Origin of the sequence: Streptococcus sp. oral taxon 056 str. F0418, assembly GCF_000220065.1 — a bacterium.
Lineage (GTDB): Bacteria > Bacillota > Bacilli > Lactobacillales > Streptococcaceae > Streptococcus.
This window is the reverse complement of record NZ_AFQU01000001.1, coordinates 629,678-655,480: the sequence shown is the minus strand read 5'-3', so window position 1 is coordinate 655,480 and position 25,803 is coordinate 629,678. Positions and strand designations below refer to the sequence as shown.

Genomic DNA, 25,803 nt, shown 5'->3' with positions numbered 1-25,803 from the left:
TTTTTAAAACTCTTTCTTATAGATGATTGATTTAAGTATTCGATGGTGGAATGACCTATTTCTCACGTTGTCGTTGAATATGATTGGACAGAGTAAAGACCATTGCAAAAATGATTGCTAAGCAAAGGAATACAGGAGCTGTTTGACTTGTTAATGTACCTATTTCAATAAAGTCACGTAGTAGGTAGGCTGTTCCAAAGAATCCTCCAATAGACCAGATAATGAGAAGGATTCTCCAAAGATTGAGTGGAATACAAGCGTGTGCTACAGAAAGAAAGCCGATGGTTCCTAGTAAGTAGTAAGAGACGGTTGACATATCAAGAGAACTCCAGCCATTGTGAGAACCGAAAATTCGCACAAATAAGACGCTAAAAACAACCATGAGTCCGCTTGGTAGGGCTTTGAAAATTGCCTTTTTAAGGAACTTAGGCTCTACCGGACGGATATTACGCTCAAAGGTGAGTACGAAAGGAGGGAATCCTTCGACAAATTGGTCAAAGAGGGTGATTTGCACTGGGATAAAAGGAAAGACTAGAAGCCATTCTTTATTTCCTAACAAAATGCTGGAGATACAAATCATGGTTAAGATAAAGGAGTAAATAGTCTTCACCAAGAAAATAGGAGCGATACGGGCAATGTTATTTACCACGCGCCGACCTTCAAAGAGAATTTCGGGGACATCATTAAAGTCTGAGTTAAGGAGAACGAGATTGGCAATCTGCCGTGTAGCAGGATCTCCTTCGGCCATGACAATCGAGCAGTCTGCTTCACGCAAGGCTAGAATATCGTTCACCCCGTCTCCAGTCATGGCTGTTGTATGACCTGCTTTTTTCAGAGTTTGTATGATGAGCTTTTTTTGATGTGGAGATACACGACCAAAGATTGCCGTTTCTTCAGCGGTAGCAACCAAGTCAGTATCTGTGACAGTTGAACAGTCAAGATAGCTTTGATAGTTCTCAAAGCCAGCCTTGGCTGCAATGTTTGAAACAGTAATCGGATTGTCACCAGAAATAATTTTGAGCTGGACATTTTGGGAGCGGAGGTATTCAAGGGTGTCTGCGGCGCCTTCTCGGATAGGGTCTGAGATTTCAAGGATGGCCAATACTTCGATCTGCTGGGGCAGAGCCATATGCTGGTGGTTAAGTTTGTCAGTACTAGAAGCCAGAGCCAGAACACGAGAGCCACGTTCTTGGGCTTCTTGAACGGGTTTTAGATTTTGTTGATGTAGCAGGATTTCTGGTGCTCCTAGGAAGATAGTCCCAAAAGCTTCCATTTCCATGGCTCCCCATTTTCGGTCACTAGAGAATGGGATTGTGTTTGAAGTTTGATATTTTGCTTGGGCTGAAGGAAATCTTTTACGAATGGCTTGTGCAGTAGGATTTTTATCATCACTATTGGCCATATAGCTAGCTAAAATATCTGAAATTGTCTCTGAAGAGATAGATTCTGATAAGGGATAGACTTGCTCGACTTTCATCTTACCTTCAGTAATAGTTCCTGTTTTATCTAAACAAAGCATATCAACATGTGCTAAGGTCTCGACAGAGTACATTTCTTGTACTAGGACCTTGCGCATTCCCAGCTTGATAACGGCTGTTAAGAGAGAGGTGATGGTCAGTAGGGCAATGCCTTTTGGTAGCATCCCCAAAAGAGCTGTGGATGAGTTAATAACTGAATCTTTGACGGGAAGCTGTTTGATGAGCAAGGCTTCAAAAAAGAGAGCTAGGCCACAAGGAACAATGATTTTTCCTGTAAAAGCGGCTATTTTATTCAAAGAATCCAAGATGCGAGAGTTAAGTGGTTTAAGAGTTTTGGCTTCTAACATCAGTTTGGCAGCGTAGTTATTAGCTCCTACTTGAGAGACTTGGGCTAAGACCTGGCCACTGGTTAAAAAACTACCTGATAGCAGTTGATCGCCAATTTCTTTGGGGACAAGATCGCTCTCGCCAGTCAGCATAGCTTCATTTGCTTCTGCAAAGCCATCTAGTACAATAGCATCACTAGGAACCTGTTCTCCAGCTGACAACTGAATCACGTCTTCTAAAACGATTTCTTCAGGATCTATTTTTTCTTGCTGGCCATTTCGAATCACACTAATCTCTTCGCGAGTCATGAGATTTAGTTTATCAATCATTCTCTTGGCTCGAAGTTCAGTCATAATACCTGTTAAGGCATTGAATGATATGACTGCAAAGAATACCATATTGCTCCAGGCTTGAACGGTAGCAAGTGCAAGAGCAATGACGAAGTTTAGCGCGTTAAAGAGTGTAAAGACATTGCGTTTAATAATGTCCCAAGTGCTGGAACTTGTTTTAACTGTAAAATTGTTAACCAATCCTTGTTGGATTTTTTCAGAAACCTGGTCAGATGTCAAACCAGTAAAGTTTTTCTTGTTTTCCATGTCGCTATCATATCATTTTTTAGGGAAAATTTCTAATGGAATTCGCCTCCAACTAAAAAGGAAAAACATTGCAGTTGATAGAAGGTTGAGGTATAATGGAAAAAGTGAAAACATAGAAAGGTTTGTGATGATGTTTTATACCTATTTAAGAGGGTTAGTAATGTTTATTCTATGGGCTTTAAACGGGAATGCCCATTATCATAATTTAGAGAAAATTCCTTCTAAGGATGAAAATTATATTTTGGTTGCACCGCATAGAACCTGGTGGGATCCTGTTTATATGGCATTTGCAACCAAGCCAAAGCAATTTATCTTTATGGCTAAAAAAGAATTATTTAAGAATCGTATTTTTGGCTGGTGGATTCGGATGTGTGGTGCCTTCCCTATTGATCGTGAAAATCCTGGTCCTTCAGCTATCAAATACCCTGTCAACATGCTCAAAAAAAGCAATCGTTCTTTGATCATGTTTCCAAGTGGTAGCCGTCATTCGACGGATGTCAAAGGAGGCGTAGCTGTTATTGCAAAAATGGCCAAAGTTCGGATTATGCCAGCTGTTTATGCAGGTCCTATGTCTTTAAGTGGCCTAGCTTCTGGTCAACGAGTGGATATGAATTTTGGAAATCCGATTGATATTTCTGATATTAAGCGGATGGATGATGCCGGCATTGAAGAAGTAGCACGTCGGATTCAAGCAGAGTTTGATCGACTGGATGCAGAGGTTGCTCCTTATCAAAAAGCTAAAGCACCAAACATTTTGTGGCGTGTGTTGCGCTTGTTGGCTTTTATTCCAGCAGCTATCATTGGTCTGTTGACCATTCTCTTTAGCTTTATAGCTAGTTTTGTCTGGGATCCGGAGAAACATAAAAAATAAGAGAACGATATATATACCTCTTTATAAAACTGCAAGAATAGTTGTCAAAAAATAAGAATGATACGAGGAGAATATGGCGGTTTCTTTATTGTGTTTTATCATTTTATCACTGTTTATGATTCATGAATTTGATGAAATCATTTTTACAAGGCCATGGATTGAGCAAAATCAGACAGATAAGCGCTATCAGAAAGAACTTTTTATCGCCCGAAAGGAAAGCTATCCTTCTGCTGAGAGTCTCGCTTTTATGATTGCAGAGGAGTTTGTTTTGGCGGTGCTCTTACTACTGGTATCGATTGTAATTCAGAGTTTTGAATTGGCCTTAGCGACTGGTTTTGCACACACACTTCATCTGTTTGGTCATATTGCTCAAGTGCTGAAGTTTAAACGTTGGGTTCCTGGTGGACTGACAGCTGCAGCAACTCTCCCGATTTTATTGATAGTTTTTAGTGTCTACATGTTTCAGTATCCAGTAGCATGGCCTTTGCTTTTGACACTCAGTGTAGTTATTATGATATTCTTAGTAACTAATTTATTATTTCTACAAAAGCAAGTTAGAAATTTTCAGCGTTTCATCTATTGGATGACAAAAGCTGAAAAATAATCATTAAAAGTCAAGTTTTCTTGGCTTTTTTATTTTTTTTACGAATAAATAGATAACACTAATTTGATGTAAAGGAGAAGTGATGATAGAAAATGTATTGGAAAAGATAAAACAGTATAAGCTAGCACTCGTAATTGCTCTGATAGGGTTAGTGATAGCTGGCTTTATGATATTACAACGTGAGCAAAAGCAAGAGAATAATATCCAGCAACTAATGGAGCAAACGTCCTATTCAAGTTCGTCCACAACTGAAAAAAGCAAACAACGAAGTGAGAGCGATCAGGGCGATAAAAACGAAGGAATGGTGACAGTTGATGTCAAAGGTGCAGTCAAAAAACCAGGCGTCTATCAATTGAAATCCAGTAGTCGGGTACATGATGCTTTGGTAAAGGCAGGTGGTATGACCGATGAAGCAGATTTAAAATCAATCAACCAAGCTCAAAAATTGGTGGATGAAGCTGTAGTGTACGTAGCAAAAGTAGGAGAGAATGTTGTGGATGTTACTACTAATACTAGCACTAGCAACGCTACTAGCCAAGCTAAGGCAGGATTGGTCAATCTAAATACAGCAACAGAAGCTGATTTTCAAACGATCTCAGGGATTGGACAAAAGCGAGCTCAAGATATCATAGCCTATAGAGAAGCAAATGGAAAGTTTAAGTCTGTAGATGATTTGAAAAATGTAACAGGTATTGGTGCCAAAACACTTGAGAAGTTAAAAGAATATGTCACAGTGGATTAGAAAGTTACCCTTAGCTCCGATTTATATCTGCTTGCTATTAGTCTGCCTCTACTTCATGATATATAGCGGGGAAAGTTTAGCATTTTTAGCTTTTTTCTTACTTCTTATCCGATTGATTTGGATTTATCCTAAAAAGAAATGGCTACCAACAGTTGCCATTCTAACTTGTTTTGCCGTCTTTTTTTATGGTAGGCGAGAAGTGATAGAGCAAGAGCTTAAAAAGGAACCCGCATCCCCCCATCAAGTACTCGTTTTGCCTGATACGATCAAGGTAAATGGCGACTCTCTATCTTTTCGGGGAAAGATAAATGACAAACTCTATCAACTCTATTACAAACTGAGGACTCCAGCAGAAAAGAATTATTTTCAAAGAGTGACGGATTTGATCACTTTGGAAATTGAAGGGGAGTATAAGTTGGCAGAGGGACAACGAAATTTCTCTGGTTTTAATTACCAAGCATATCTGAAAACGCAAGGGATTTATCGGACCGTGAAAATCAGTCGAATTATTAACGGTTGTGTAAGCAAATCTTTAAATCCTTTTGACTGGTTGTCTACTTTACGTAGAAAGGCTCTAGTCTCCATAAAATCAACCTTTCCAAGTCCTATGAGTCACTATATGACAGGACTTTTATTTGGCGATTTAGATGTTGATTTTGCAGAGATGAGTGATCTGTATTCTAGCTTAGGTATTATACACCTCTTCGCCTTATCTGGAATGCAGGTTGGATTTTTCATGGATATTTTTCGAAAGGTGCTTCTGCGCATAGGTTTCAAAGTTGAGTGGGTTAACTGGATACAAATTCCGTCTTCTTTTGTTTATGCAGGTTTGACAGGATTTTCTATATCCGTTGTACGAAGCCTCATACAGAAATTATGGTCTCAGCATGGCGTGACAAAACTAGATAATTTTGCTTTGACCTTGGTTGTATTAATGTTTGTGATGCCGCATTTTCTTCTAACGACAGGCGGGGTCTTGTCCTGTACTTATGCTTTTATTATTACCATGTTAAATGTTGAAGGGCAAGAAGGTTATCGTAGGATTTTGCTAGAAAGTTTTTGTATTTCTTTAGGAATTCTGCCGATTTTACTCTACTATTTTGCGGAATTTCAGCCGTGGTCTATTTTGTTAACTTTTCTTTTTCTTTCATTTTTGATACGTTTATGTTGCCTGTTTTGAGTCTTGTCTTTCTCTTGTCGCCCTTTTTAGTGATTGGGCAACTCAATATTTTTTTCGAATGGCTGGAAGCATTGATTCATTGGATAGCTAGCATATCATCCAGACCATTGGTTTTTGGTCAGCCTAATTTAGTTCTCCTTTTCTCTTTATTATTCATTCTTGCTTTGATTTATGATTTTAGGAAAAAGAAAAAAATTCTGTTTGGTCTAAGTTTAATTGTGGCTTTGTTATTTTTTATAAACAAACACCCCTTGCAAAATGAAATCACAATCGTTGATATTGGACAAGGAGACAGTATTTTTTTAAGGGATACACGAGGTCGAACGATTTTGATTGATACAGGTGGGCGTGTAGAGATTGGCAAAAAAGAACCTTGGCAAGAGCGTATAAAAAAAGCGAATGCTGAAACAACGCTGATTCCATATTTGAAAAGTAGAGGAGTTAATCAATTGGATAGTTTGGTGCTGACGCATACTGACACTGACCATATGGGGGATATGCTGGAGTTGACCAAACATTTTACAATTCAAAAAATTTATGTCTCTAAAGGGAGTATGACTCAGCCAGATTTTGTAGAGAAATTGCAAAAAATGAAGGCAAACATCAACGTAGTAGAAGTCGGAGAACGTCTGCCTATTTTTGATTCAGCTTTGGAAGTTTTGTACCCATTTGAGCAGGGAGATGGAGGCAATAATGATTCGGTTGTTTTATATGGCGAATTTTTTCGGACAAAATTTCTCTTTACAGGCGATTTAGAAATTCCAGGAGAAGAGCGGATTATCAACACCTACCCAAACTTAAAGGTAGATGTGCTAAAGGCTGGTCATCATGGATCAAAAGGTTCTTCTAGTCCAGAATTCTTAGCGCATTTAGAACCAAAAATAGCATTGATTTCAGCAGGAAAAAACAACCGTTATCAACATCCTCATAAAGAAACAATGGAACGCTTTTCTGATAGACAGATAAAGATTTTTAGGACAGATGAGCAAGGGGCGATTCGTTTTAGGGGCTGGAATTCTTGGAAAGTAGAGACCGTTAGGTAAAACTTGCTTGCGATATGGTATAATGGTAGCTGAACATACATGATTGGAGAAAATCTTTGCTAGCAATTGAAGCCATCAAAAAAATAAATCAAAAGAATCTGCCTTCGCTGACTGTAGTCACAGGAGAGGATTTGGGGCAATTTGAGTTATTAAAAGAACAATTGTTAAAGCAGATTCAGTTTAATACCGCTGATTTAAACGTTGCCTTGTTTGATATGAAAGAGGCAGATTACAAGCAAGTAGAATTAGACTTGGTTAGTTTGCCTTTTTTTTCAGATGAGAAAATTATGATTCTCGATCATTTTGTAGATCTCACAACAGCCAAAAAACGTCACATGACAGACGAAGAGCTCAAGTCTTTTGAAGCTTATTTAGAAAATCCTGTTGAGACGACGAAGTTGATTATTTTAGCAGAAGGAAAGCTAGATAGCAAACGAAGAATTGTCAAATTATTAAAGCGAGATGCCCAGGTTTTTGAGGCATCAGAACTGAAAGAGCAAGACCTGAGAGACTACTTTAATAAAGTTGCTCAAGCAGAAGGGTTGCACTTCTCTCCACCTGCTTTTGATCAGCTTCTTTTAAAGTCTGGTTTTCAATTCAGTGAAATCAGCAAAAACATAGCCTTTTTAAAAAGTTACAAAGACGCTGGTGAAATCGATTTAAAAGACATCGAAGATGCGATACCTAAAACCTTGCAAGATAATATTTTTGACTTGACTCAGTTTATTTTAAACCAAAAGATTGATGAAGCAAGGAGCTTAGTGAGAGATTTGACTCTCCAGGGTGAGGATGAGATAAAGCTTATAGCTGTTATGCTAGGACAGTTTCGCATCTTTACTCAGGTCAAGTTATTAGCTGAAAATGGCCGAGCAGAGAGCCAGATTGTGTCGGATTTATCTGATTATTTAGGACGGAAGGTTAATCCCTACCAAGTCAAATTTGCCATGAGAGATGTTCGTTCGTTAAGTCTTTCTTTTTTAAAGAAAGCAGTAGCTTGCTTAATTGAAACGGATTATCAGATTAAATCCGGCCTCTATGATAAAGATTATCTATTTGATCTAGCTTTGCTTAAGATTGCGACTACCAATTTGTAAGCAAAATAGTTGAAAAAACGGAATGATTGCGTTATCATTTTCATATTAAATAAAGAAAAAGAGGTTTTACAAATGGCAATTATTTTACCTGAACTGCCTTACGCTTATGATGCTTTAGAACCATACATCGATGCAGAAACAATGCATTTGCATCATGACAAACACCATAATACATATGTAACAAATGTTAATGCAGCACTTGCAAAGCACCCTGAAATTGGTGAAAACTTGGAAAAATTATTGGCTGATGTGAACTCTATTCCAGCTGATATTCGCCAAGCAGTGATCAATAACGGTGGTGGACATCTCAACCATGCTCTTTTCTGGGAGTTAATGACAGCAGAAGAAACTGCGCCTTCAGCAGAATTAGCAGCAGATATTGATGCTACTTTTGGTTCATTTGAAGATTTCAAAGCAGCATTTACAGCAACAGCAACGACTCGCTTTGGCTCAGGTTGGGCTTGGTTAGTTGTCAATAAAGAAGGCAAGCTTGAAGTTGTTTCAACTGCTAACCAAGATACACCAATTTCTGATGGTAAAACACCAATCTTAGGTTTGGATGTTTGGGAACATGCTTACTACGTGAAATATCGCAATGTTCGTCCAGACTACATCAAAGCTTTCTTCTCAGTTATTAACTGGAATAAAGTAAACGAGCTTTACGCAGCAGCAAAATAAACGCGTAACAGTGACTCTACAAAGAGTCACTTTTTTATATATGATAATGACACTAGCTACGAAATTCCAGTGATGATTGGCGAAAAAGCTTTTTTATCAGACATCCTCTCGCTGACAACCTATCAACCAGCGGCCTTAACAGAAGTCAAGCAGATCTTGAAAAGTGCCTATTTAAGTTGTCATGGACAGAGCTAGAAGCGGAGTTTGGCGGAGTCATCAAATCTTATAACTCATTTACCCAAACAATTTTGTTAGAGACGCGAAAGAGCTGGTACGCGCCAGGCTATATTAATCCGCTATCGTGAAGTAAAGCACCAACCATTGGAGTCTAGTTTAAAACATCTTCCAGCTTCTAAAAAGAAGAAAATAGACTAAGCAAACCAAAGGTAACTGAAAAAGACTTATCCATTCTTGAAAAATTTAACAGGTGCAATTGATTGGGGATTAATAGGCAATTTCAGAAGAAGTACGGCTCAGAGGGAAGAATACAGCTATGCCATTTATCGATACTTTCAATTGGAGAACACAAAGCCAGTTAGTCTGTTTTGATCCACAGTTTATGGAGAAGCGCTCTGTTTATATCAATGAGGCCGGCAAGGATCTGTTGACAGGTAAAGAAGTGAGTCAAGCAGATATAGAAAAAATCACAATAACTTTTTTGAAAATGGAGTAGCGAGAATTAGCAAGAATGATCACTTCCTCAAAAAAAGTTACATAGAAGTTGTAGATTCGGATGTTTTACTTTCTAAAGAATAAGTCCTTCCAGTAGATTATTTAGATACACTTGTTTAAGCTTATGGAGGAGGCGTCAGATTTTTAGAAGGAATTTTAGATTTGGATAAAGGTGCGCTTGGAGATAATCTAGTTATTATGAAGGTTAAATGGGCAGTATTTAGGTATTGAAATTCCTAGTGGAAATGAATTGAGTGCTAATTAATATTGGATTTCAGGAAGTAAATAGAATTATTCTTAGTTAAGAATATACTAATATTGTAAAGTTAATCAAGGAGTTATTAATGGAGTTTATTAGTAAGATAGCTATAAATAAAGGCTGGTCAGATGATAAAAAATATTGTGTTACAAACCAGAACCAGCAAAAATATTTATTGCGTGTTTCTGATAAAGAGAAGTTAGATTCTAAGAAAATTGAATTTGATATGATGGAGAAAGTTGCTTCTCTTGGAGTTCGTATGAGTAAACCGATTAAATTTGAACTCTGCGGTGACGAAGTACATTCTATATACGAGTGGATAGATGGAAGAGATGCAATAGATAGCATTTTAACTTATTCAGAAAAACAACAATACACTTACGGGATAGAAGCAGGAAGAATACTTAGAAAGATTCATACAATTCCTACTACAGAAGTTTGTGAAGACTGGGAAATCTTTTTTAATCGAAAAATTGACGATAAAATCTCCAAATACAAAGAATGTCCCATCCAATATGAAAGTGGGCAAGTCTTTATTGATTTTTTAAATGAAAACCGTGAACTGCTAAAGAATAGACCCCAAGTTTTCCAACATGGGGATTACCATATTGGGAATTTCATGATTGGAGAAGATCCAGAGATTTATGTGATTGACTTTGATCGTTTTGACTTTGGAGATCCTTGGGAGGAGTTCAATCGTATCGTGTGGTCAGCTCAAATATCTCCTGCTTTCTCATCAGGTATGATAGATGGATATTTTGATGACAAGGTTCCAGATTTATTTTGGAAACTTCTCGCAATTTACATTCTAAGTAACATAGTTGGAGCTCTTCCATGGGCTATTTCTTATGGAGAAGAAGAAGTATCAGTAATGCAAAATCAAGCTAAGGAAATTTTAGAATGGTATGATGATATGAACCGACTAGTCCCAAGTTGGTATATGAACAAGAATAACACTAAATAAGCGTTGGAATATCAATTTGGAAAAAATTATGCCATGATTACTTGCTCAGATTATAACGAGTATAATTCTCTTTAATAGAAAATGGATTTAAAGAGGAAGAGAAAAGAGCTCTGGTTGATTATAAATCTAAAATATAGTAAAGTAGATTTGCAGTTGACTATGAGATGTCATCTTACTAAATCAAGGAGGAATATTGTTTTGACTGATTCTGCTAAAATTGATAGAAAGTATTTTTATACTACAATCATTGGTTTATTTCTAATGGCAGTGTTTTCTTTGACAAAGATAATACCTGAACTTTCTTTATCAGGTCTCACTGTACTGATTGGTATTCTCTTTTTCTTTGTTCTTGAACATTTTGATAAAAAATCACATATAGAATCGGGCTTGCGCTTTAAATCATTTTTCGATGATCTGAAAAAACAAGGAGTAATTCTTTTGATCTTGCTTCCTGTAGGATCTGCTGCAGCAACTTTGCTTATTGGCGATATGGTATTTAAGGGCGCTTTTACTAGTCATGTTTTGGGAAGAACGAATGGGATGTTATCCTTTGATAAAATACCAATCCTTATGGTTCAAATAGTAATCGCAGCCTTGGGGGAAGAAATTGCATGGAGAGGTTTCTTTCTTGGTAAGTCAATGAGAATTCTACCATTTTGGCTTTGTGCCATTCTATCTTCTTTATTGTTTGCGATAGCTCATATTTCTAGTGGAAGCATTGGACTTGTAAGCTACGATGTTTTCATGATTTTTGTTGATAGTATCATCTATGCAATGATTTATAAAAAGTCTGGGAATTGTTTGATTTCTGCACTTTCTCATATTCTTGGCAATGCAACAGGAATTCTTTTGCTAATGATGTATAGCTAGAAAGATTTCAATGTCATCTAGCTAATAAAGGATTTTTATTATAGGTTGAAAATGGTAACTATCAGTAAAAATGGGCTAGGTGACTTGATTCAGAAAAGTGAGGAATCTTTCTAAAAACTTGAATAACTAAAAGCCTGTCTCCAAGGCTTTTTAATATTATCTGCTATACCTTTTATCCCCAAACTTAAACAATAGCTTGCAATCATTTTTTTAAAATAGTATACTAGGGCTAGATTTTGGAATCGTTTGCATAAAGTTGCGATGAGTTTAAACAGAGAAATCTAGGAGATGAAAAGTATGGAATTAACAGCCATTTATCATAGACCGGAGTCGGAGTATGCCTATCTTTATAAAGAAGGTCAAGTTCATATCAGAATAAGGACTAAGAAAGAGGATATAGAGAAAATCGTTTTGCACTATGGCGATCCCTTTATCTTTCTTGAGGATTCTTATGAAGATGCGAAAGAGATGGTCAAAGTGACCTCTGATGCCTTATTTGATTATTGGCAAGTAGCTGTCTCTGTGCGCTTTGCTCGCCTCCAGTATCTGTTTGAGCTTAAGGATAAAGAAGGTCAAAGCATCTTGTATGGAGTTAAAGGTTTCGCTGACAATAGTCCAGAAAACCTTGCTTTAGAAGGCAATGGCTTTAAACTCCCTTATATTCACGAAATCGATGGCTGCCAGGTTCCAGACTGGGTTTCAAAAACGGTCTGGTATCAGATTTTCCCAGAACGTTTTGCAAATGGAAATGCTGAACTTTCGCCAGAAGGAGCTTTGGATTGGGATTCGTCTATCAGACCTAAAAGCAGTGATTTCTTTGGTGGGGATTTACAAGGAATTATTGATCATCTTGATTATTTGCAAGAACTAGGGATTACAGGGCTTTATCTCTGTCCCATCTTTGAATCGCCAAGTAATCACAAGTACAATACGACAGATTACTTTGAAATTGATCAACACTTTGGGGACAAGGAAACCTTTCGTCAACTGGTGGAGCAAGCTCATCTGCGTGGCATGAAGGTCATGCTGGATGCGGTTTTCAATCATATGGGCGATCAATCCGCTCAATGGCAAGATGTTCTCAAGCATGGTGAAAAGTCAGCGTATAAAGACTGGTTCCATATTCAAGAGTTCCCAGTGACGAATGACAAATCTGTAAACCCCAAAGAACTCCCTTATCATACCTTTGCCTTTGCCAGCTATATGCCTAAGTTAAATACGGCAAATCCTGAGGTGAAAGACTATCTCTTAAGCGTTGCGACCTATTGGATTGAACATTTTGATATTGATGCTTGGAGATTGGACGTGGCAAATGAGATTGATCATCAATTCTGGCGAGATTTCCGCAAGGCTGTTTTGGCCAAAAAGCCTGACCTTTATATTCTTGGAGAGGTTTGGTATACCTCTCAGCCTTGGTTAAATGGAGATGAGTTTCACGCTGTCATGAACTATCCTCTATCGGATAGTATCAAGGATTACTTTTTGAGTAGGAGCAAGAAGACCAGTCAATTCATAGCTGAGATCAATTGCCAGTCTATGTATTACAAGCAGCAGATTTCTGAGGTCATGTTTAATCTCTTGGATTCGCATGATACGGAGCGTATTCTAGCGACTGCTAAGGGAGATATCCAGCTGGTCAAATCCGCACTCGCCTTTCTCTTTTTACAAAGAGGAACACCTTGTATCTATTATGGGACTGAGCTAGAATTGGGCGGAGGTATGGACCCGGATTGTAGACGGGTCATGCCTTGGGACCGGGTTTCTAGTAGCAGTGACATGCTCAATTTTATGAAGAACTTGATTCAGCTTCGCAAAGATGTTGCGGACATTATTCAGTATGGGAAATATAGTCTAGAAGAAATCGAACCTTATGTACTGGCTTTAGAGTGGGAACATGATCATCAAGTAATCCAAGCCATTTTTAATCAGTCCAAGGAGAATTATCTCTTAGACAGAGATTCAGCAGATTTAATGAGCCATTGCCAAACTGATGACCAGCAACTTGTCATCTTACCAAAGGGATTTGTAGTTTATTGTGATGAGTCTAAAAGGTAATGAAGTAGAAACAAAGGAATTCGGACAAACAAGGTCTTAAAAATTCCTTCTTTAAAAGTGTTAGAATTTTTTCATGGAGGTGTAAGATGAAATCAAAAGAGCTTCTGAAGAAAAGGCTGATTAATCTAGCTAGCGGGGAATTGGCAGCTGTTGTAGTATTTTGGATGAATTTTTTCTTGCTTAAAAAGTGGATTCTCACTACTAAAGCCTTCATTTCTATTTCTTTCTCCTTGTTTCTCCTAACTTTTATCTTGATACAAGGATCCGTTTTTTGGTTGATTTTAATCAAGAGGATTTCCAATCCAGGATTTGCTGCAAAGTATACGGGAAAGATTTACAAGATATTGAAGAAATTGGATTTTATTTTACTAGCTACTGGAATTTTTGTGATATTATTTAATTACGGAGAGTTTTCTACGTTTATCATTTCTTTTTCGATTTGGATGTTTGCTCTTATAGAGTGGGTGAATTACTTTCTGTTGCAATTGTCCTACAGCTTGAATCCTGCTGTTTTATGGAGATACATTAGACATAGGAAGTTGAAAAAGAGTAAAATCGCAAAGGAAATTGAGAAAATCCTATAAACGCTGATGATTTGCAAAATGATTTCCAAGAGCCGAAAGATGCAAGGAGTGCAATCTTATGCCTAGACCGAAAACTAAAGAAGATTTGATGCTAGCTGCTAAGGAAAACTTTGAGAAGTTACAAACTCTCATTTCCAAATTGTCTGATCAAGAGTTAAATACGCCTTTTGATTTTTCTCGGGATGAAAAGAAGAAAGAGGCCCATTGGAGACGAGATAAAAATGTAAGAGATGTTTTGATTCACCTCTATGAATGGCATCAGCTGTTGTTGAATTGGGTGCACTCCAATCAAAAGGGTCAAGAGCAACCCTTTCTTCCTGCGCCCTATAACTGGAAGACTTATGGAGAGTTGAATCTGGAATTTTGGAAGAAGCATCAAAAGACTTCTCTAAAAGAGGCAACTGAGATCTTTCGTCAGTCCCATCAAGATGTTTTGCGCTTAGCTAACACATTTACAAATGAGGAATTGTTTTCAAAAAATGTCTATAAATGGGTCGGAGGGACTGTACTAGGTTCCTATTTTGTAAGTGCAACTTCCAGCCATTATGACTGGGCCATGAAAAAATTGAAGGCTCATCAGAAAAATTGTAAAGCAAAATAGTCTGTAGAAGAAAAGAAATGAGAGAGAAATAAGAATGAAAAAATACAGTAAAATAATCATGTCCTGCGCCTTTTTGGCTATAGCTTTAGGGCTGGCGGCCTGCGCTAGTTCGCAGAAAAATAAAGAAACAAGTCAAACTACATCGACTTATTCAAATCTAAACAGTAAAAAGAGTGTCGAAGAAGTTAAGAATCTGTTAGCTGCCAACTTGGATAAAGACAGTGTCGAACACTTTGTCAATCTAGTCAATGACTACAATGGACTTGTTGGTTCTACTGGATTAACAGGCGATTTCACTAAGTTTACCAAAACCGAATATGATGTAGAAAAAATCAATCCTCTGTGGCAGGCAAAGAAGGGCGATTTTATCGGGACAAATTGTCGGATTAATACTTATACTTTGCTGAAAAATAGCATCGAAATCCCTCAAATAGAAAAAGATGACGAACTCTTGTTCGTTGATAATGACTCGATTGACAAGGGGAAGCTCTTTGATGCCAAGGATAAGGAAGAATTTAATATCCTGTTTTCAAGAGTCAAGACTGAAGCGACTCAAGATGTAAAAGTCCATGCTAAGAAGATGGAGGAATACTTCAAACAGTTCAAGTTTAGTGAAAAAGCACGGATGCTTTCAGTCATTGTCCACGACAATCTTGACGGCGACTCTCTCTTTGTCGGGCATGTCGGCGTCTTGATTCCTGATAAAGACGGATATTTGTTTATCGAAAAGCTGACCTTTGAAGAGCCTTATCAGGCCATAAAATTTGTCAGCAAAGAAGACTGCTATAAGTATTTGCAGACCAAATATAAGGACTACACAGGGGAAGGACTGGCTAAGCCCTTTATCATGGATAATGAGAAAGTTGTGGAAGATAGTCTTTTAAAATAACTAAAAAATCCATTCAGTAGATACTGAATGGATTTATGATTATCATATTTATTCTAGATTTAATTTTGTTTGTGTAATATAGTAAATACCTAGATAGAAGAGTAGGATTTTGATAATTTCATAGATATAAGCTGCTAGATAGCTAAAAGCAATAGCAGGAGTTCCGTGATAACTAATTGAGTAGATAGAATTAATGAGATAGCTAAATGGATTAGCATTATATATGGCATTTCCAAGAGTTCCAAAAATAATCCATAGGACAAATACAGAAACAAAAGCCATCAAAACGCGATGGTTTTGGAAAAGCTGACCGATAGAAATAGCAAGATAGAGGAATAGGACTCCTGAAATAGAAGAAAGTATAAAGTAGAAGAGGAATTGTATCCACGTGACAGTTGGGATATATGATAAGAGCACGCCAAATTGTTGGAAGAAATCCACACCGCTTCCGATTGCTACGATAGCAATCATAATGATGAAGCTAAAGATGATTCCTAGGATACTAGCAATATACCAGATGGTAGCCATAGTCATCTTAGAAAGAATAATCTGATGAGCATTAGCAGGCAATGTCCAAGTTAGATAGCCTTCACGTCCATAAATATTTTGATAAAAACGTCTGACAGTAATCACTAAGTTTGAAATAGCTAGAGCTGTACAGGCTGAAAAGAAAATAATAGAGAAGAATCCATAGATAATGCCAAAAGTGTCAGAGTTTTGAAGACTAGTGCCACCAGATGTAATGTTACTTACCATCAATCCAAGTAGGATTGATGCGATTGCTAGAACAGTAAACAGGATGCCATACCATTTACCAGTTGCTTTGAATTCGTATTTCAATAATTTCCCAAACATAAATTTCTCCTTTAAATTCTAAACTGATCACGGAAGATATGGTCGATTGATTCGTTATGTTTTTGTCGCAGTTCTTGGGCATCTTCTTGGAGAAGAATTTCACCATCTTTGATAAAAATAACATCGTCTAAAATATCTTCAATATCTGAGATAAGGTGAGTTGAAATGAGAACAGAAGAATCAGAAGAACGATTTTGGATAATTGTTTTTAAAATGTAGTCCCGGGCTGCAGGGTCAACTCCACCAATCGGTTCGTCTAATACATAGAGATCTGCTTTACGGCTCATAACTAAAATTAACTGAACTTTTTCCTTGTTTCCTTTAGAAAGGTTTTTCAAACGATCTGTTAATTTTAAATTTAAATCATTTAAAAGTTGATTAGCCTTTTCTTCGTCAAAGTCTGAATAAAAATCGCGGAACATAGCAAAGATTTCTTTGATGCGCATATTTTCACCTAGATAAGTCGTATCAGGCAAATAAGAAATAACTTTTTTAGATTCAGGAGAAGGCTTTGCCCCATGTATAAGGACCTGACCAGCTGTAGGCTGAAGCAAACCATTAATCAGTTTGATGATCGTTGTTTTACCACTACCGTTTGGTCCAAGTAAGCCGACAATTCTACCAGATTGGATATCTAGATTGACATTCGAAAGAGCTGGTGTCTTTCCGTAATTTTTTTGAACATGCTCCAAACGAAGCAAAGAAGAAGTAGACATAAAAACCTCCTTAAGATATAAAGTCCGTAAAAACAAAATAAAAATAGGAAACAGCCGATTCGTTCGATGAACGTAAGGAAGTTTATTATTTTTACACAGCGTTTAGGGCAGATTTAACTCGTTTCATTGCATAGGCCATGAAATAAAGTTAGAAAATCTTATATTTCTTGTAGAAACAATGTTTCAAAAGCTTATCTAAAACAAAAAGCTTTAGATATATTATAAAGCTTACCTTATAAAAAATCAAACTTCCTTAGAAAACGTTCGGTTTTCTCGTTTATTTTTGTCCTTATTTTGTTTCTTCTTTTTTTGAATTCTAGTATAATAGAAAAAAGATAAGACAAACGAAGGAGAGGCCGATGACTGCACAATTAGATACTAAAACAGTTTATACTTTTATGGATAGCCTCATTTCTATTAAAAAATATGTAGAAAAAGCAAAAGAATTTGGCTATAGTCATTTAGGGATTATGGATGTGGATAATCTCTACGCAGGCTATCATTTCTTAGAAGAAACCAAAAACGCTGGAATTCAAGGTATTTTGGGATTGGACCTGGAACTTATAAAGGATAGCAAGCCATTGCCTCTGCGTTTGTTAGCGACCAATAGTCAGGGCTATCGCAACCTTATGAAGATTTCAACTGCCAAAATGTTGGATAAGAATCATTGGGAGGATACCAGAGGTTTACTAGAAGGAATAGCAGTCATTGTACCTGCTTATCCTGGAATAGAAGAACTGGAGTTGGATATTGATTATTATATTGGTGTTTTTCCAACGACCCCACCTCAGGATTTTGCGAAGCCAGTTCTGCCTCTTTATACTGTAAGATATTTTGATAGGGGGGATTTGGAGATCTTACAAATGCTTCAAGCTATCAAAGATAATACTAGTCTTAGAGAAGTCGGTCAGCTGTCTCATTCTGAATATTTTTTACCTCCCGAGCAGCTGAGAGGGATTTTTGAACAGAATTTTCCAGATAGTATCTCTAATCTGGACAACTTAGTTCGCGATATTTTCTATGATATTGATACTGAATTGAAGTTACCCCGTTTTAATCCGGAACGGCCAGCAGATGAGGAGTTGCGTGAGAGAGCAGAGAGTGGATTGGCTAAGCGAGGATTATCTGCCCATCGTTATAAAGAGCGTTTGCAGAAAGAATTAGATGTCATCCATCAAATGGGCTTTGATGACTACTTCCTTATTGTCTGGGATTTACTACGTTTTGGTCGAAGTCAAGGTTATTATATGGGAATGGGTCGCGGTTCTGCTGTAGGTAGTTTGGTAGCTTATGCTTTAGAAATTACGGGAATTGATCCTGTAGAAAACAACTTGCTTTTTGAACGATTTCTCAATCTTGAACGCTTTACGATGCCGGATATCGATATTGATATTCCTGATGTGTATCGTCCAGAGTTTATCCGATATGTTCGTGATCGCTACGGCACAATGCATGCTGCCCAGATTGTGACTTACTCGACTTTTGGTGCTAAACAGGCCATTCGAGATGTCTTTAAGCGTTTTGGTCTACCAGAATATGAATTAACTAATATCACGAAAAAAATAAGATTTGGGGATAGTTTAAGCGCTACTTATGAAAAAAATATAACCTTTCGCCAGATCATTAATAGTAAGTTAGAGTATAAAAAAGCTTTTGAAATCGCTAAAAGCATAGAAGGTAATCCTCGTCAAACCTCTATACATGCTGCTGGAGTGGTTATGAGCGATAACGATTTGACGGATCATATCCCACTCAAATATGGGGAAGATATGTACATTACTCAATATGACGCCCATGCTGTTGAGAGTAACGGATTGTTAAAGATGGACTTCTTAGGTTTGCGCAATTTGACCTTTGTCCAACGCATGAAAGAATCAGTTTTACAAAAATATGAAATAGACATTGATATTGCAACAATTGACTTGGAAGATAAAGATACTTTAGAGCTTTTTTCTGCAGGCGATACTAAGGGGATTTTTCAATTTGAACAGCCAGGCGCTATCAACTTACTTAAACGGATTCAGCCTTCTCGCTTTGAAGAAGTTGTCGCAACAACCTCACTTAATCGTCCTGGAGCAAGTGATTATATAGATAATTTTGTCAAGAGAAAGCATGGCTTAGAAGAGGTGGAGTTAATTGATGAAAGCCTAGCTGATATATTAGCTCCAACTTATGGCATTATGCTTTATCAAGAGCAGGTGATGCAGGTTGCCCAGCGTTTTGGTGGATTTAGTCTTGGGAAAGCCGATATTTTACGCAGAGCAATGGGAAAGAAAAATGCTGCTGAAATGCACCGAATGGAAGAAGACTTTGTCATGGGGGCAATGAAGCTAGGTCACTCTGAAACGAAAGCGAAAGAAGTTTTTGCGATCATGGAAAAGTTTGCTGGCTATGGATTCAACCGTAGTCATGCTTACGCTTATTCAGCTTTGGCTTTTCAACTTGCCTATTTCAAAGCACATTATCCAGAAATATTTTTTGATGTTCTTTTGAATTATTCTAGCAGTGACTATGTAGTGGATGCCTTAAGTTCAGGTTTTAAAGTCGCACCCTTGACTATTAATACGATTCCTTATCTGGATAAGTTCGAAGAGCGTCAGATTTATCTTGGTTTGAAAAATATCAAGGGATTTCCACGTGATCTGGCATACTGGATAATAGAAAATCGTCCCTTTTCAGGTGTTGAGGATTTTGTTTTGCGTTTACCTGCCCAATACCGCAAGGAACAATTATTGACCCCACTTGTTCAGATTGGCCTTTTTGGTTGTTTTGAGCCCAATCGCCGGAAGATTGTATCAAATTTATCAAATCTATTTATTTTTGTGGAAGAATTAGGCAGTCTATTTGCAAATACTAGCTATTCTTGGACAGAAGTAGAAGACTATAATCAGGTTGAGAAGTTTGCGCTAGAGCAACATATTCTTGGTGTTGGCCTAAGTGAGCACCCCTTGATGGTGGTTGCAAGGACATCAACTCTACCATTTTCGTGGATCTCTGATTTAACTGAAAATAGCAGAGCTACTATTCTAGTTGAAGTGCAAAGCATCAAGGTTATCCGAACAAAAAATGGCGAAAATATGGCCTTTCTACAAGTGAGTGATACCATAAAGAAATTAGATGTGACACTGTTTCCAGATACTTATAAATCCTTAGCTAATCGTATCAAAGAAAATGGAATCTATTATTTAAGCGGTAGGATTCAGGAGCGAGATGGTCGTCTTCAGATGATTTTATCTGAAGTAAGAAGTGCTAGTACAGAGCGCTTTTGGATTCAATTAGAAAATCACGACTTTGATAAAGAAGTTGCTGAAATTCTTCAACAATTCCCAGGAGATATTTCGGTGGTGTTACATTATCAATATGACGGACAAACTGTTTCTGCACCGCAGTTTTCAGTAGAAAAATCTACTGCTCTGCAGCAAGCCTTACAAAAATTTGTAATGAAAACGATTTATCGATAAAAAAGGAAGAATTTTCCCTAAGTTTGTGATATAATCAGAAAGAATGTTAAAAGAAAAAGGAGCATAAACGAATGAAACGTATTGCTGTTTTGACCAGTGGTGGAGATGCCCCTGGTATGAATGCTGCTATTCGAGCAGTTGTTCGTAAGGCAATTTCTGAAGGAATGGAAGTATACGGTATCTATGATGGTTACGCTGGTATGGTTGCTGGAGAAATCCACCCATTGACTGCCGCATCAGTAGGAGATATCATTTCTCGTGGTGGTACTTTCCTTCACTCTGCTCGCTACCCTGAGTTTGCACAAAAAGAAGGGCAACTTAAAGGAATTGAGCAGTTGAAAAAACATGGCATTGAAGGTGTCGTAGTTATCGGTGGAGATGGCTCTTATCACGGAGCGATGCGTCTGACAGAACATGGTTTCCCAGCAGTCGGAGTACCTGGAACGATTGATAACGATATTGTAGGGACAGATTTTACGATTGGCTTTGACACAGCTGTAACCACAGCTATGGAAGCTATTGATAAAATTCGTGATACGTCATCAAGTCACCGTCGTACATTTGTTGTTGAGGTTATGGGACGTAATGCAGGAGATATCGCGCTATGGGCAGGTATTGCTACTGGTGCAGATGAGATTATTGTTCCTGAAGAAGGCTTCAAAATTGAAGATATTGTAGCAAGTATTAAGAGTGGCTATGAAACTGGTAAAAAACACAATATCATCGTCCTAGCAGAAGGCGTCATGTCAGCAGATGAATTTGGTAAAAAGCTCAAGGAAGCTGGAGATACAAGTGATCTTCGTGTAACAGAGCTTGGTCATATCCAACGTGGTGGTTCACCAACTGCACGTGACCGTGTTCTTGCTTCACGTATGGGAGCACACGCAGTTGAATTATTGAAGAACGGTATTGGTGGAGTTGCTGTTGGTATCCGCAATGAGAAAATGGTTGAAAACCCGATTCTTGGAACTGCAGAAGAAGGCGCACTTTTCAGTCTAAGCGCTGATGGAAAGATTATTGTTAATAATCCGCACAAGGCAGATTTAGACTTGTCTCGCTTGAATCGTAGTATTTCTATTTAATTGTTATAAAAGTCAAAAAGGCTAAATATAAAAAAGGAGTTTCATAAGATCATGAAAAAACGTGTAAAAATTGTTGCAACATTAGGTCCAGCGGTTGAAATCCGTGGCGGTAAAAAATTCGGTGAAGATGGATACTGGGGAGAAAAACTTGATGTTGAAGCATCAGCACAAAATATTGCGAAACTGATTCAAGCTGGCGCAAATACTTTCCGCTTCAACTTCTCACACGGTGACCATCAAGAACAGGGTGATCGTATGGCTACTGTAAAACGTGCAGAAGAAATTGCAGGCCAAAAAGTTGGTTTCCTTCTTGATACAAAGGGACCTGAAATTCGTACAGAATTATTTGAAGGCGATGCAAAAGAGTACTCATACAAAACTGGTGAAAAAATCCGTGTTGCTACTAAGCAAGGTATCAAATCTACTCGTGAAGTCATTGCATTGAACGTTGCCGGTGGCTTGGACATCTATGATGATGTTGAAGTAGGTCGTCAAGTATTGGTTGACGATGGTAAATTGGGTCTTCGTGTTGTCGCTAAAGACGATGCTACTCGTGAATTTGAAGTTGAAGTTGAGAATGACGGTGTTATTGCGAAACAAAAAGGTGTAAATATTCCTAACACTAAAATTCCTTTCCCAGCACTTGCTGAGCGTGATAATGCTGATATTCGCTTTGGTCTTGAGCAAGGAATCAACTTCATCGCTATTTCATTTGTACGTACTGCAAAAGATGTTAATGAAGTTCGTGCAATCTGTGAAGAAACTGGTAATGGTCACGTTCAACTCTTTGCTAAAATCGAAAACCAACAAGGTATCGATAACTTGGATGAAATCATTGAAGCTGCTGACGGTATCATGATTGCTCGTGGTGACATGGGTATCGAAGTACCATTTGAAATGGTTCCAGTTTACCAAAAGATGATCATCACTAAAGTCAATGCAGCTGGTAAAGTAGTTATCACAGCAACTAACATGCTTGAAACAATGACTGAAAAACCACGTGCAACTCGTTCAGAAGTATCAGACGTATTTAACGCTGTTATCGATGGAACTGACGCAACTATGCTTTCAGGTGAGTCTGCAAATGGTAAATACCCACTTGAGTCAGTAACAACAATGGCTACTATCGATAAGAATGCTCAAACACTTCTTAACGAATATGGCCGTTTGACAACTGATAACTTTGAGCGCAACTCTAAGACTGAAGTTATGGCTTCAGCAGTTAAAGATGCTACAAACTCAATGGATATCAAGTTAGTAGTTACCCTTACTAAGACAGGTCACACAGCTCGCTTGATTTCTAAGTACCGTCCAAACGCTGATATCTTGGCTATCACATTTGACGAATTGACTCAACGTGGTCTTATGCTGAACTGGGGTGTCATTCCAGTGACTACTGAAACTCCATCTAACACAGATGATATGTTTGAAATCGCTGAAAAGATTGCGGTTGAGCAAGGATTGGTTGAATCTGGCGACGATATCGTTATCGTTGCAGGTGTGCCACTTGGTGAAGCTGTTCGTACAAACACAATGCGTATCCGTACAGTTCGCTAATTTTAAAAAGAAAGCAATGACTTTCCAAAAGTCATTGGCTTTTTTATTTTGCAAAAAATGATATAATAGGGTGGTGAAGGAGAGAGAATGGTAAAGAGAGATTTAATTCGTAATATACTTATCTTAATGGGAGTTATTTTTATCCTAGTGCTCTTGCGCTTGTTTGTTTTCACTCCTTATACGATTAAAACAGAGGATGCTAATCATTATCTTGCTAAGGGGGATTTGGTCTTAGCTACAAAACAAGATAAAATCCAACGTGAAGACTTTGTGCTCTATGAGGTAAAAGGAAAGGAGTACGTTGGAAGAGTTATCGCAAAAGAAAATGATTCAGTCATTTACATGGACAATGTCCTTTACTTGAATAACAAGATTCAGACAGAAAATTACTTAGCCCCACTGAAGGAGAAGTACCTAGCAACACCAGGAAGTACAGGTTATTTCACTCATGACTTTACCCTATCTATGTTGACCGGGTCAGATACGAAAAAGATTTCGAAAGATTCCTATTTAATCTTGAATGATAATCGTCAAGATACAAAAGATAGTCGAGAATTTGGGCTTATTTCTTCTAACCAGATAAAGGGTGTCATTTCATTTCGTCTAGCGCCACTTAAAAAGTTTGGTTTTATTGAAACAAAATAGTAACTAAAAAAGGCCTATTATCAACTGTAATAGGCTGATGAAACGCTACAATCTGGAGAGGACTAACTTAGTTCTCCCTTTTTTGATCTTCAAAGCGATGAGTATTCTAGTTTTAAAGTTTTCAAAGTTCCGAAAGCCAAAAGCATTGCGCCTAATGACCTTGATGAGGTTGTTAATAGCTTCTATTTTTGCGTTTGAATAGTGTGTTTGTAATCTTGTCCTTATCTTTCAAAAAGTTCTTAAAAACAGTGGGAGAGATAAGATTTACACAAGAAATTGTATCTTCAATGAGGCTAAAGACCTGCTCAGCCTATTTCTCTTGAAAAAGCAAAAGTTGGTAAAGTTCATAGTGTTATCGGAGTTCTTGCGAATAAGAGAGAATTTTTTCAGTTGGTTAAGTGCATGCGAAAAGTCGGGCGATAAAATCATTTATGGCTGAGTTTACGACTCTCCTGTTGAATGAGTTTCCAGCAACGTTTGAATGCTTTATATTCGTGCGATTTTCTATCCAACTGATTCATGATTTGGATACGAAGCAAGTTCATAGCTCGACTGAGATGTTGTACAATGTGAAAGCGAACGAGGATGATTTTCGTAGAAGGAAAGAGCTTTAAAGCGATGTGTAGTGGGGGATAAACATGTTCATAGTGATAACCTTAACCCCGTTTAGGGCCTGTCTGGAATACCTTATGAAGTGATTGCGAATCGTTGCCTGGGTTCGCCCATCCAAGATAGTTATGATCTTTCTTGAATCGAAATCTTGAGCAATGAAGCTCGTCTCTATCTGCCTATTGAAACAGTCATCCCCCGGACTGTTTCCACAGCCCAGCTCGTGTGTTCTGGATGGTAATTGAGGTCCGTCTTGAACTCGAATTCTTTCAATTTACGAATGACTGTTGAAGTGGAGACAGCTAGGCTTTTTTCAACGATAGTAGTCATAGTGACTTTCTCGATTAATTTATGTGCGATTTTTGGTTGATGATAGATGTGATTTGGTGACTCTTCTTGACTAAGGAAGTATCTAAAATAGCTATTTTTCCGCAGACTTTACAGCGAAAATGCTGTTTCTTTAAGTGAATGAGAGTTCTATATTACGAGCACTCTGTGTAAGTTATTTTTGGTTCTTTCTGGAAGTTGTGTTTAGTCATTTTGCCATTTACTAAATTGATGAATGCTAAGCCTAGAATCCATAGTGTAGATACTTTTATTCATGTATTATACAAACTTGGGCACCCCGAAGAAATCATTCCATGTACCAAAATTCTTTATAACTATATTCATCAAGGCTTATCGAACATCAAACCTATTGATCTGCCAAAACTCGTTTGTATTCGCAAAAGGACTAAGAAGCGTCTCGAAACTTCCGTTGAACAGCGATTTGACACCATCAACGACCGTTCAACCTTTGAATACTGGGTAATTGACTCCGTTCTTGGTTTGAAGCCTGCTGGTGAATCTTCTATTATAATTTGGATTGAAAGACAAGCCAGTTATACCTTTACTATCAAACTTCCCGAAAAGAAAGCTGAATACGTTAATCAGGCTGGTTTAAACTATGTAGAAAGCTATTCAATCAAATCTATAACAGCTGATAATGGGAGTGAGTTCGCTTTATTAAGTGAACTAGAGGGTATAGATATCTATTCCGCACATGCTTGCTCATCCCACGAGAGTGGAACCAATGAGAACTTTAACGGCTTGCTCAGAGAGTTTGTGCCTAAAGGTATATCACTATATGAACTAACTCAAGAAGAATACTCAAGCCATAAATAACAGACTAAGAAGAATGCACAACTATCAATCTGATAAAAAACTGTTTGAGCTAGTTCAAACAGCATAAGAACTACTGACTTACTTAGATGGATACTTTGTTGCACCCAACTTGACAAGTGGGGATTGGATAACTTATGTTTTTTGATAGCCAATTTTTTTGATTCTTCAAAAATTTTGTAGTATAATTGAATTGCTAATTTATATTGA

19 protein-coding genes and 3 pseudogenes are annotated in these 25,803 nt (G+C 37.7%); 18 read left to right on the top strand and 4 right to left on the bottom strand.

The annotated features are described in order from the left end of the window. Positions 1 to 55: 55 nt before the first annotated feature. On the bottom strand, positions 56 to 2,401 hold the full coding sequence (locus tag HMPREF9182_RS03260) for a cation-translocating P-type ATPase (RefSeq protein WP_009754965.1): 2,346 nt from the start codon (positions 2,399 to 2,401) through the stop codon (positions 56 to 58). A 130-nt stretch (positions 2,402 to 2,531) separates the two neighbouring features. On the opposite strand from HMPREF9182_RS03260, the gene HMPREF9182_RS03255 reads away from it, so the two are divergent. The 13 genes and pseudogenes from HMPREF9182_RS03255 (at position 2,532) to HMPREF9182_RS03195 (ending at position 15,507) form a co-directional block, all read left to right on the top strand. Continuing rightward, a complete protein-coding gene (locus HMPREF9182_RS03255) occupies positions 2,532 to 3,272 on the top strand; it encodes a lysophospholipid acyltransferase family protein (RefSeq protein WP_037602966.1) in 741 nt (246 codons plus the stop codon). 73 nt (positions 3,273 to 3,345) lie between these two features. Then, positions 3,346 to 3,876 (top strand): HXXEE domain-containing protein, encoded by a 531-nt coding sequence (locus tag HMPREF9182_RS03250; RefSeq protein WP_009754733.1) that lies wholly within the window; start codon positions 3,346 to 3,348, stop codon positions 3,874 to 3,876. A gap of 82 nt (positions 3,877 to 3,958) precedes the next feature. After that, entirely contained in the window at positions 3,959 to 4,618 is a 660-nt protein-coding gene (locus HMPREF9182_RS03245) for a helix-hairpin-helix domain-containing protein (protein ID WP_009443540.1), read from the top strand. Beyond that, positions 4,602 to 6,841 (top strand): annotated as a pseudogene (locus HMPREF9182_RS03240) (DNA internalization-related competence protein ComEC/Rec2). The gene HMPREF9182_RS03245 and the pseudogene HMPREF9182_RS03240 overlap by 17 nt, the downstream one beginning before the upstream one ends. A gap of 56 nt (positions 6,842 to 6,897) precedes the next feature. Beyond that, positions 6,898 to 7,935 carry a DNA polymerase III subunit delta gene (holA, locus tag HMPREF9182_RS03235; protein ID WP_009754280.1) on the top strand — a complete coding sequence of 346 codons (1,038 nt, stop codon included), beginning with the start codon at positions 6,898 to 6,900 and terminating at the stop codon, positions 7,933 to 7,935. A gap of 72 nt (positions 7,936 to 8,007) precedes the next feature. Continuing rightward, complete coding sequence (sodA, locus tag HMPREF9182_RS03230) at positions 8,008 to 8,613, top strand: superoxide dismutase SodA (protein ID WP_009754609.1); 606 nt, start codon at positions 8,008 to 8,010, stop codon at positions 8,611 to 8,613. Positions 8,614 to 9,106: 493 nt separating this feature from the next. Beyond that, positions 9,107 to 9,286: a hypothetical protein gene (locus HMPREF9182_RS03225; protein WP_009443778.1), complete on the top strand. Its 180-nt coding sequence runs from the start codon at positions 9,107 to 9,109 to the stop codon at positions 9,284 to 9,286. Positions 9,287 to 9,629: 343 nt separating this feature from the next. Beyond that, positions 9,630 to 10,508: an aminoglycoside phosphotransferase family protein gene (locus tag HMPREF9182_RS03220; protein WP_009754785.1), complete on the top strand. Its 879-nt coding sequence runs from the start codon at positions 9,630 to 9,632 to the stop codon at positions 10,506 to 10,508. Positions 10,509 to 10,706: 198 nt separating this feature from the next. Next, entirely contained in the window at positions 10,707 to 11,378 is a 672-nt protein-coding gene (locus HMPREF9182_RS03215) for a CPBP family intramembrane glutamic endopeptidase (protein WP_009754908.1), read from the top strand. A gap of 297 nt (positions 11,379 to 11,675) precedes the next feature. Next, complete coding sequence (locus HMPREF9182_RS03210; protein ID WP_009443887.1) at positions 11,676 to 13,433, top strand: glycoside hydrolase family 13 protein; 1,758 nt, start codon at positions 11,676 to 11,678, stop codon at positions 13,431 to 13,433. An 86-nt stretch (positions 13,434 to 13,519) separates the two neighbouring features. Beyond that, entirely contained in the window at positions 13,520 to 14,017 is a 498-nt protein-coding gene (locus HMPREF9182_RS03205) for a hypothetical protein (protein ID WP_009443737.1), read from the top strand. Positions 14,018 to 14,075: 58 nt separating this feature from the next. After that, positions 14,076 to 14,618 (top strand): ClbS/DfsB family four-helix bundle protein, encoded by a 543-nt coding sequence (locus tag HMPREF9182_RS03200; RefSeq protein WP_009754779.1) that lies wholly within the window; start codon positions 14,076 to 14,078, stop codon positions 14,616 to 14,618. 34 nt (positions 14,619 to 14,652) lie between these two features. Continuing rightward, positions 14,653 to 15,507, top strand: a complete 855-nt coding sequence (locus tag HMPREF9182_RS03195) for a DUF4300 family protein (protein ID WP_009444009.1) — start codon at positions 14,653 to 14,655, stop codon at positions 15,505 to 15,507. A gap of 48 nt (positions 15,508 to 15,555) precedes the next feature. Here the strand turns inward: HMPREF9182_RS03195 and HMPREF9182_RS03190 are convergent, their stop codons facing one another. Then, positions 15,556 to 16,362, bottom strand: coding sequence for a hypothetical protein (locus HMPREF9182_RS03190; protein WP_009443281.1), 807 nt, complete (start codon positions 16,360 to 16,362; stop codon positions 15,556 to 15,558). A gap of 11 nt (positions 16,363 to 16,373) precedes the next feature. Further along, a complete protein-coding gene (locus HMPREF9182_RS03185) occupies positions 16,374 to 17,078 on the bottom strand; it encodes an ABC transporter ATP-binding protein (protein ID WP_009443072.1) in 705 nt (234 codons plus the stop codon). 359 nt (positions 17,079 to 17,437) lie between these two features. Here HMPREF9182_RS03185 and HMPREF9182_RS03180 point away from each other — a divergent pair, with 359 nt between their 5' ends. From HMPREF9182_RS03180 to lepB, 4 genes are all read left to right on the top strand, one after another. Continuing rightward, a complete protein-coding gene (locus HMPREF9182_RS03180) occupies positions 17,438 to 20,539 on the top strand; it encodes a DNA polymerase III subunit alpha (protein WP_009754606.1) in 3,102 nt (1,033 codons plus the stop codon). 71 nt (positions 20,540 to 20,610) lie between these two features. Continuing rightward, positions 20,611 to 21,621, top strand: coding sequence for a 6-phosphofructokinase (gene pfkA, locus HMPREF9182_RS03175; RefSeq protein WP_009443300.1), 1,011 nt, complete (start codon positions 20,611 to 20,613; stop codon positions 21,619 to 21,621). Positions 21,622 to 21,672: 51 nt separating this feature from the next. Continuing rightward, positions 21,673 to 23,178, top strand: coding sequence for a pyruvate kinase (gene pyk, locus HMPREF9182_RS03170; protein WP_009754798.1), 1,506 nt, complete (start codon positions 21,673 to 21,675; stop codon positions 23,176 to 23,178). 87 nt (positions 23,179 to 23,265) lie between these two features. After that, positions 23,266 to 23,823, top strand: coding sequence for a signal peptidase I (lepB, locus tag HMPREF9182_RS03165; RefSeq protein ID WP_009443818.1), 558 nt, complete (start codon positions 23,266 to 23,268; stop codon positions 23,821 to 23,823). A gap of 45 nt (positions 23,824 to 23,868) precedes the next feature. On the opposite strand, the pseudogene HMPREF9182_RS09875 reads toward lepB, so the two are convergent. Next, positions 23,869 to 24,974, bottom strand: a pseudogene (locus tag HMPREF9182_RS09875) (ISL3 family transposase); the annotation flags it as partial. Positions 24,975 to 24,978: 4 nt separating this feature from the next. Between HMPREF9182_RS09875 and HMPREF9182_RS03155 the strand changes: the two are divergent. After that, a pseudogene (locus tag HMPREF9182_RS03155) lies at positions 24,979 to 25,663 on the top strand (IS30 family transposase); the annotation flags it as partial. Between the last annotated feature and the right edge of the window lie 140 nt (positions 25,664 to 25,803).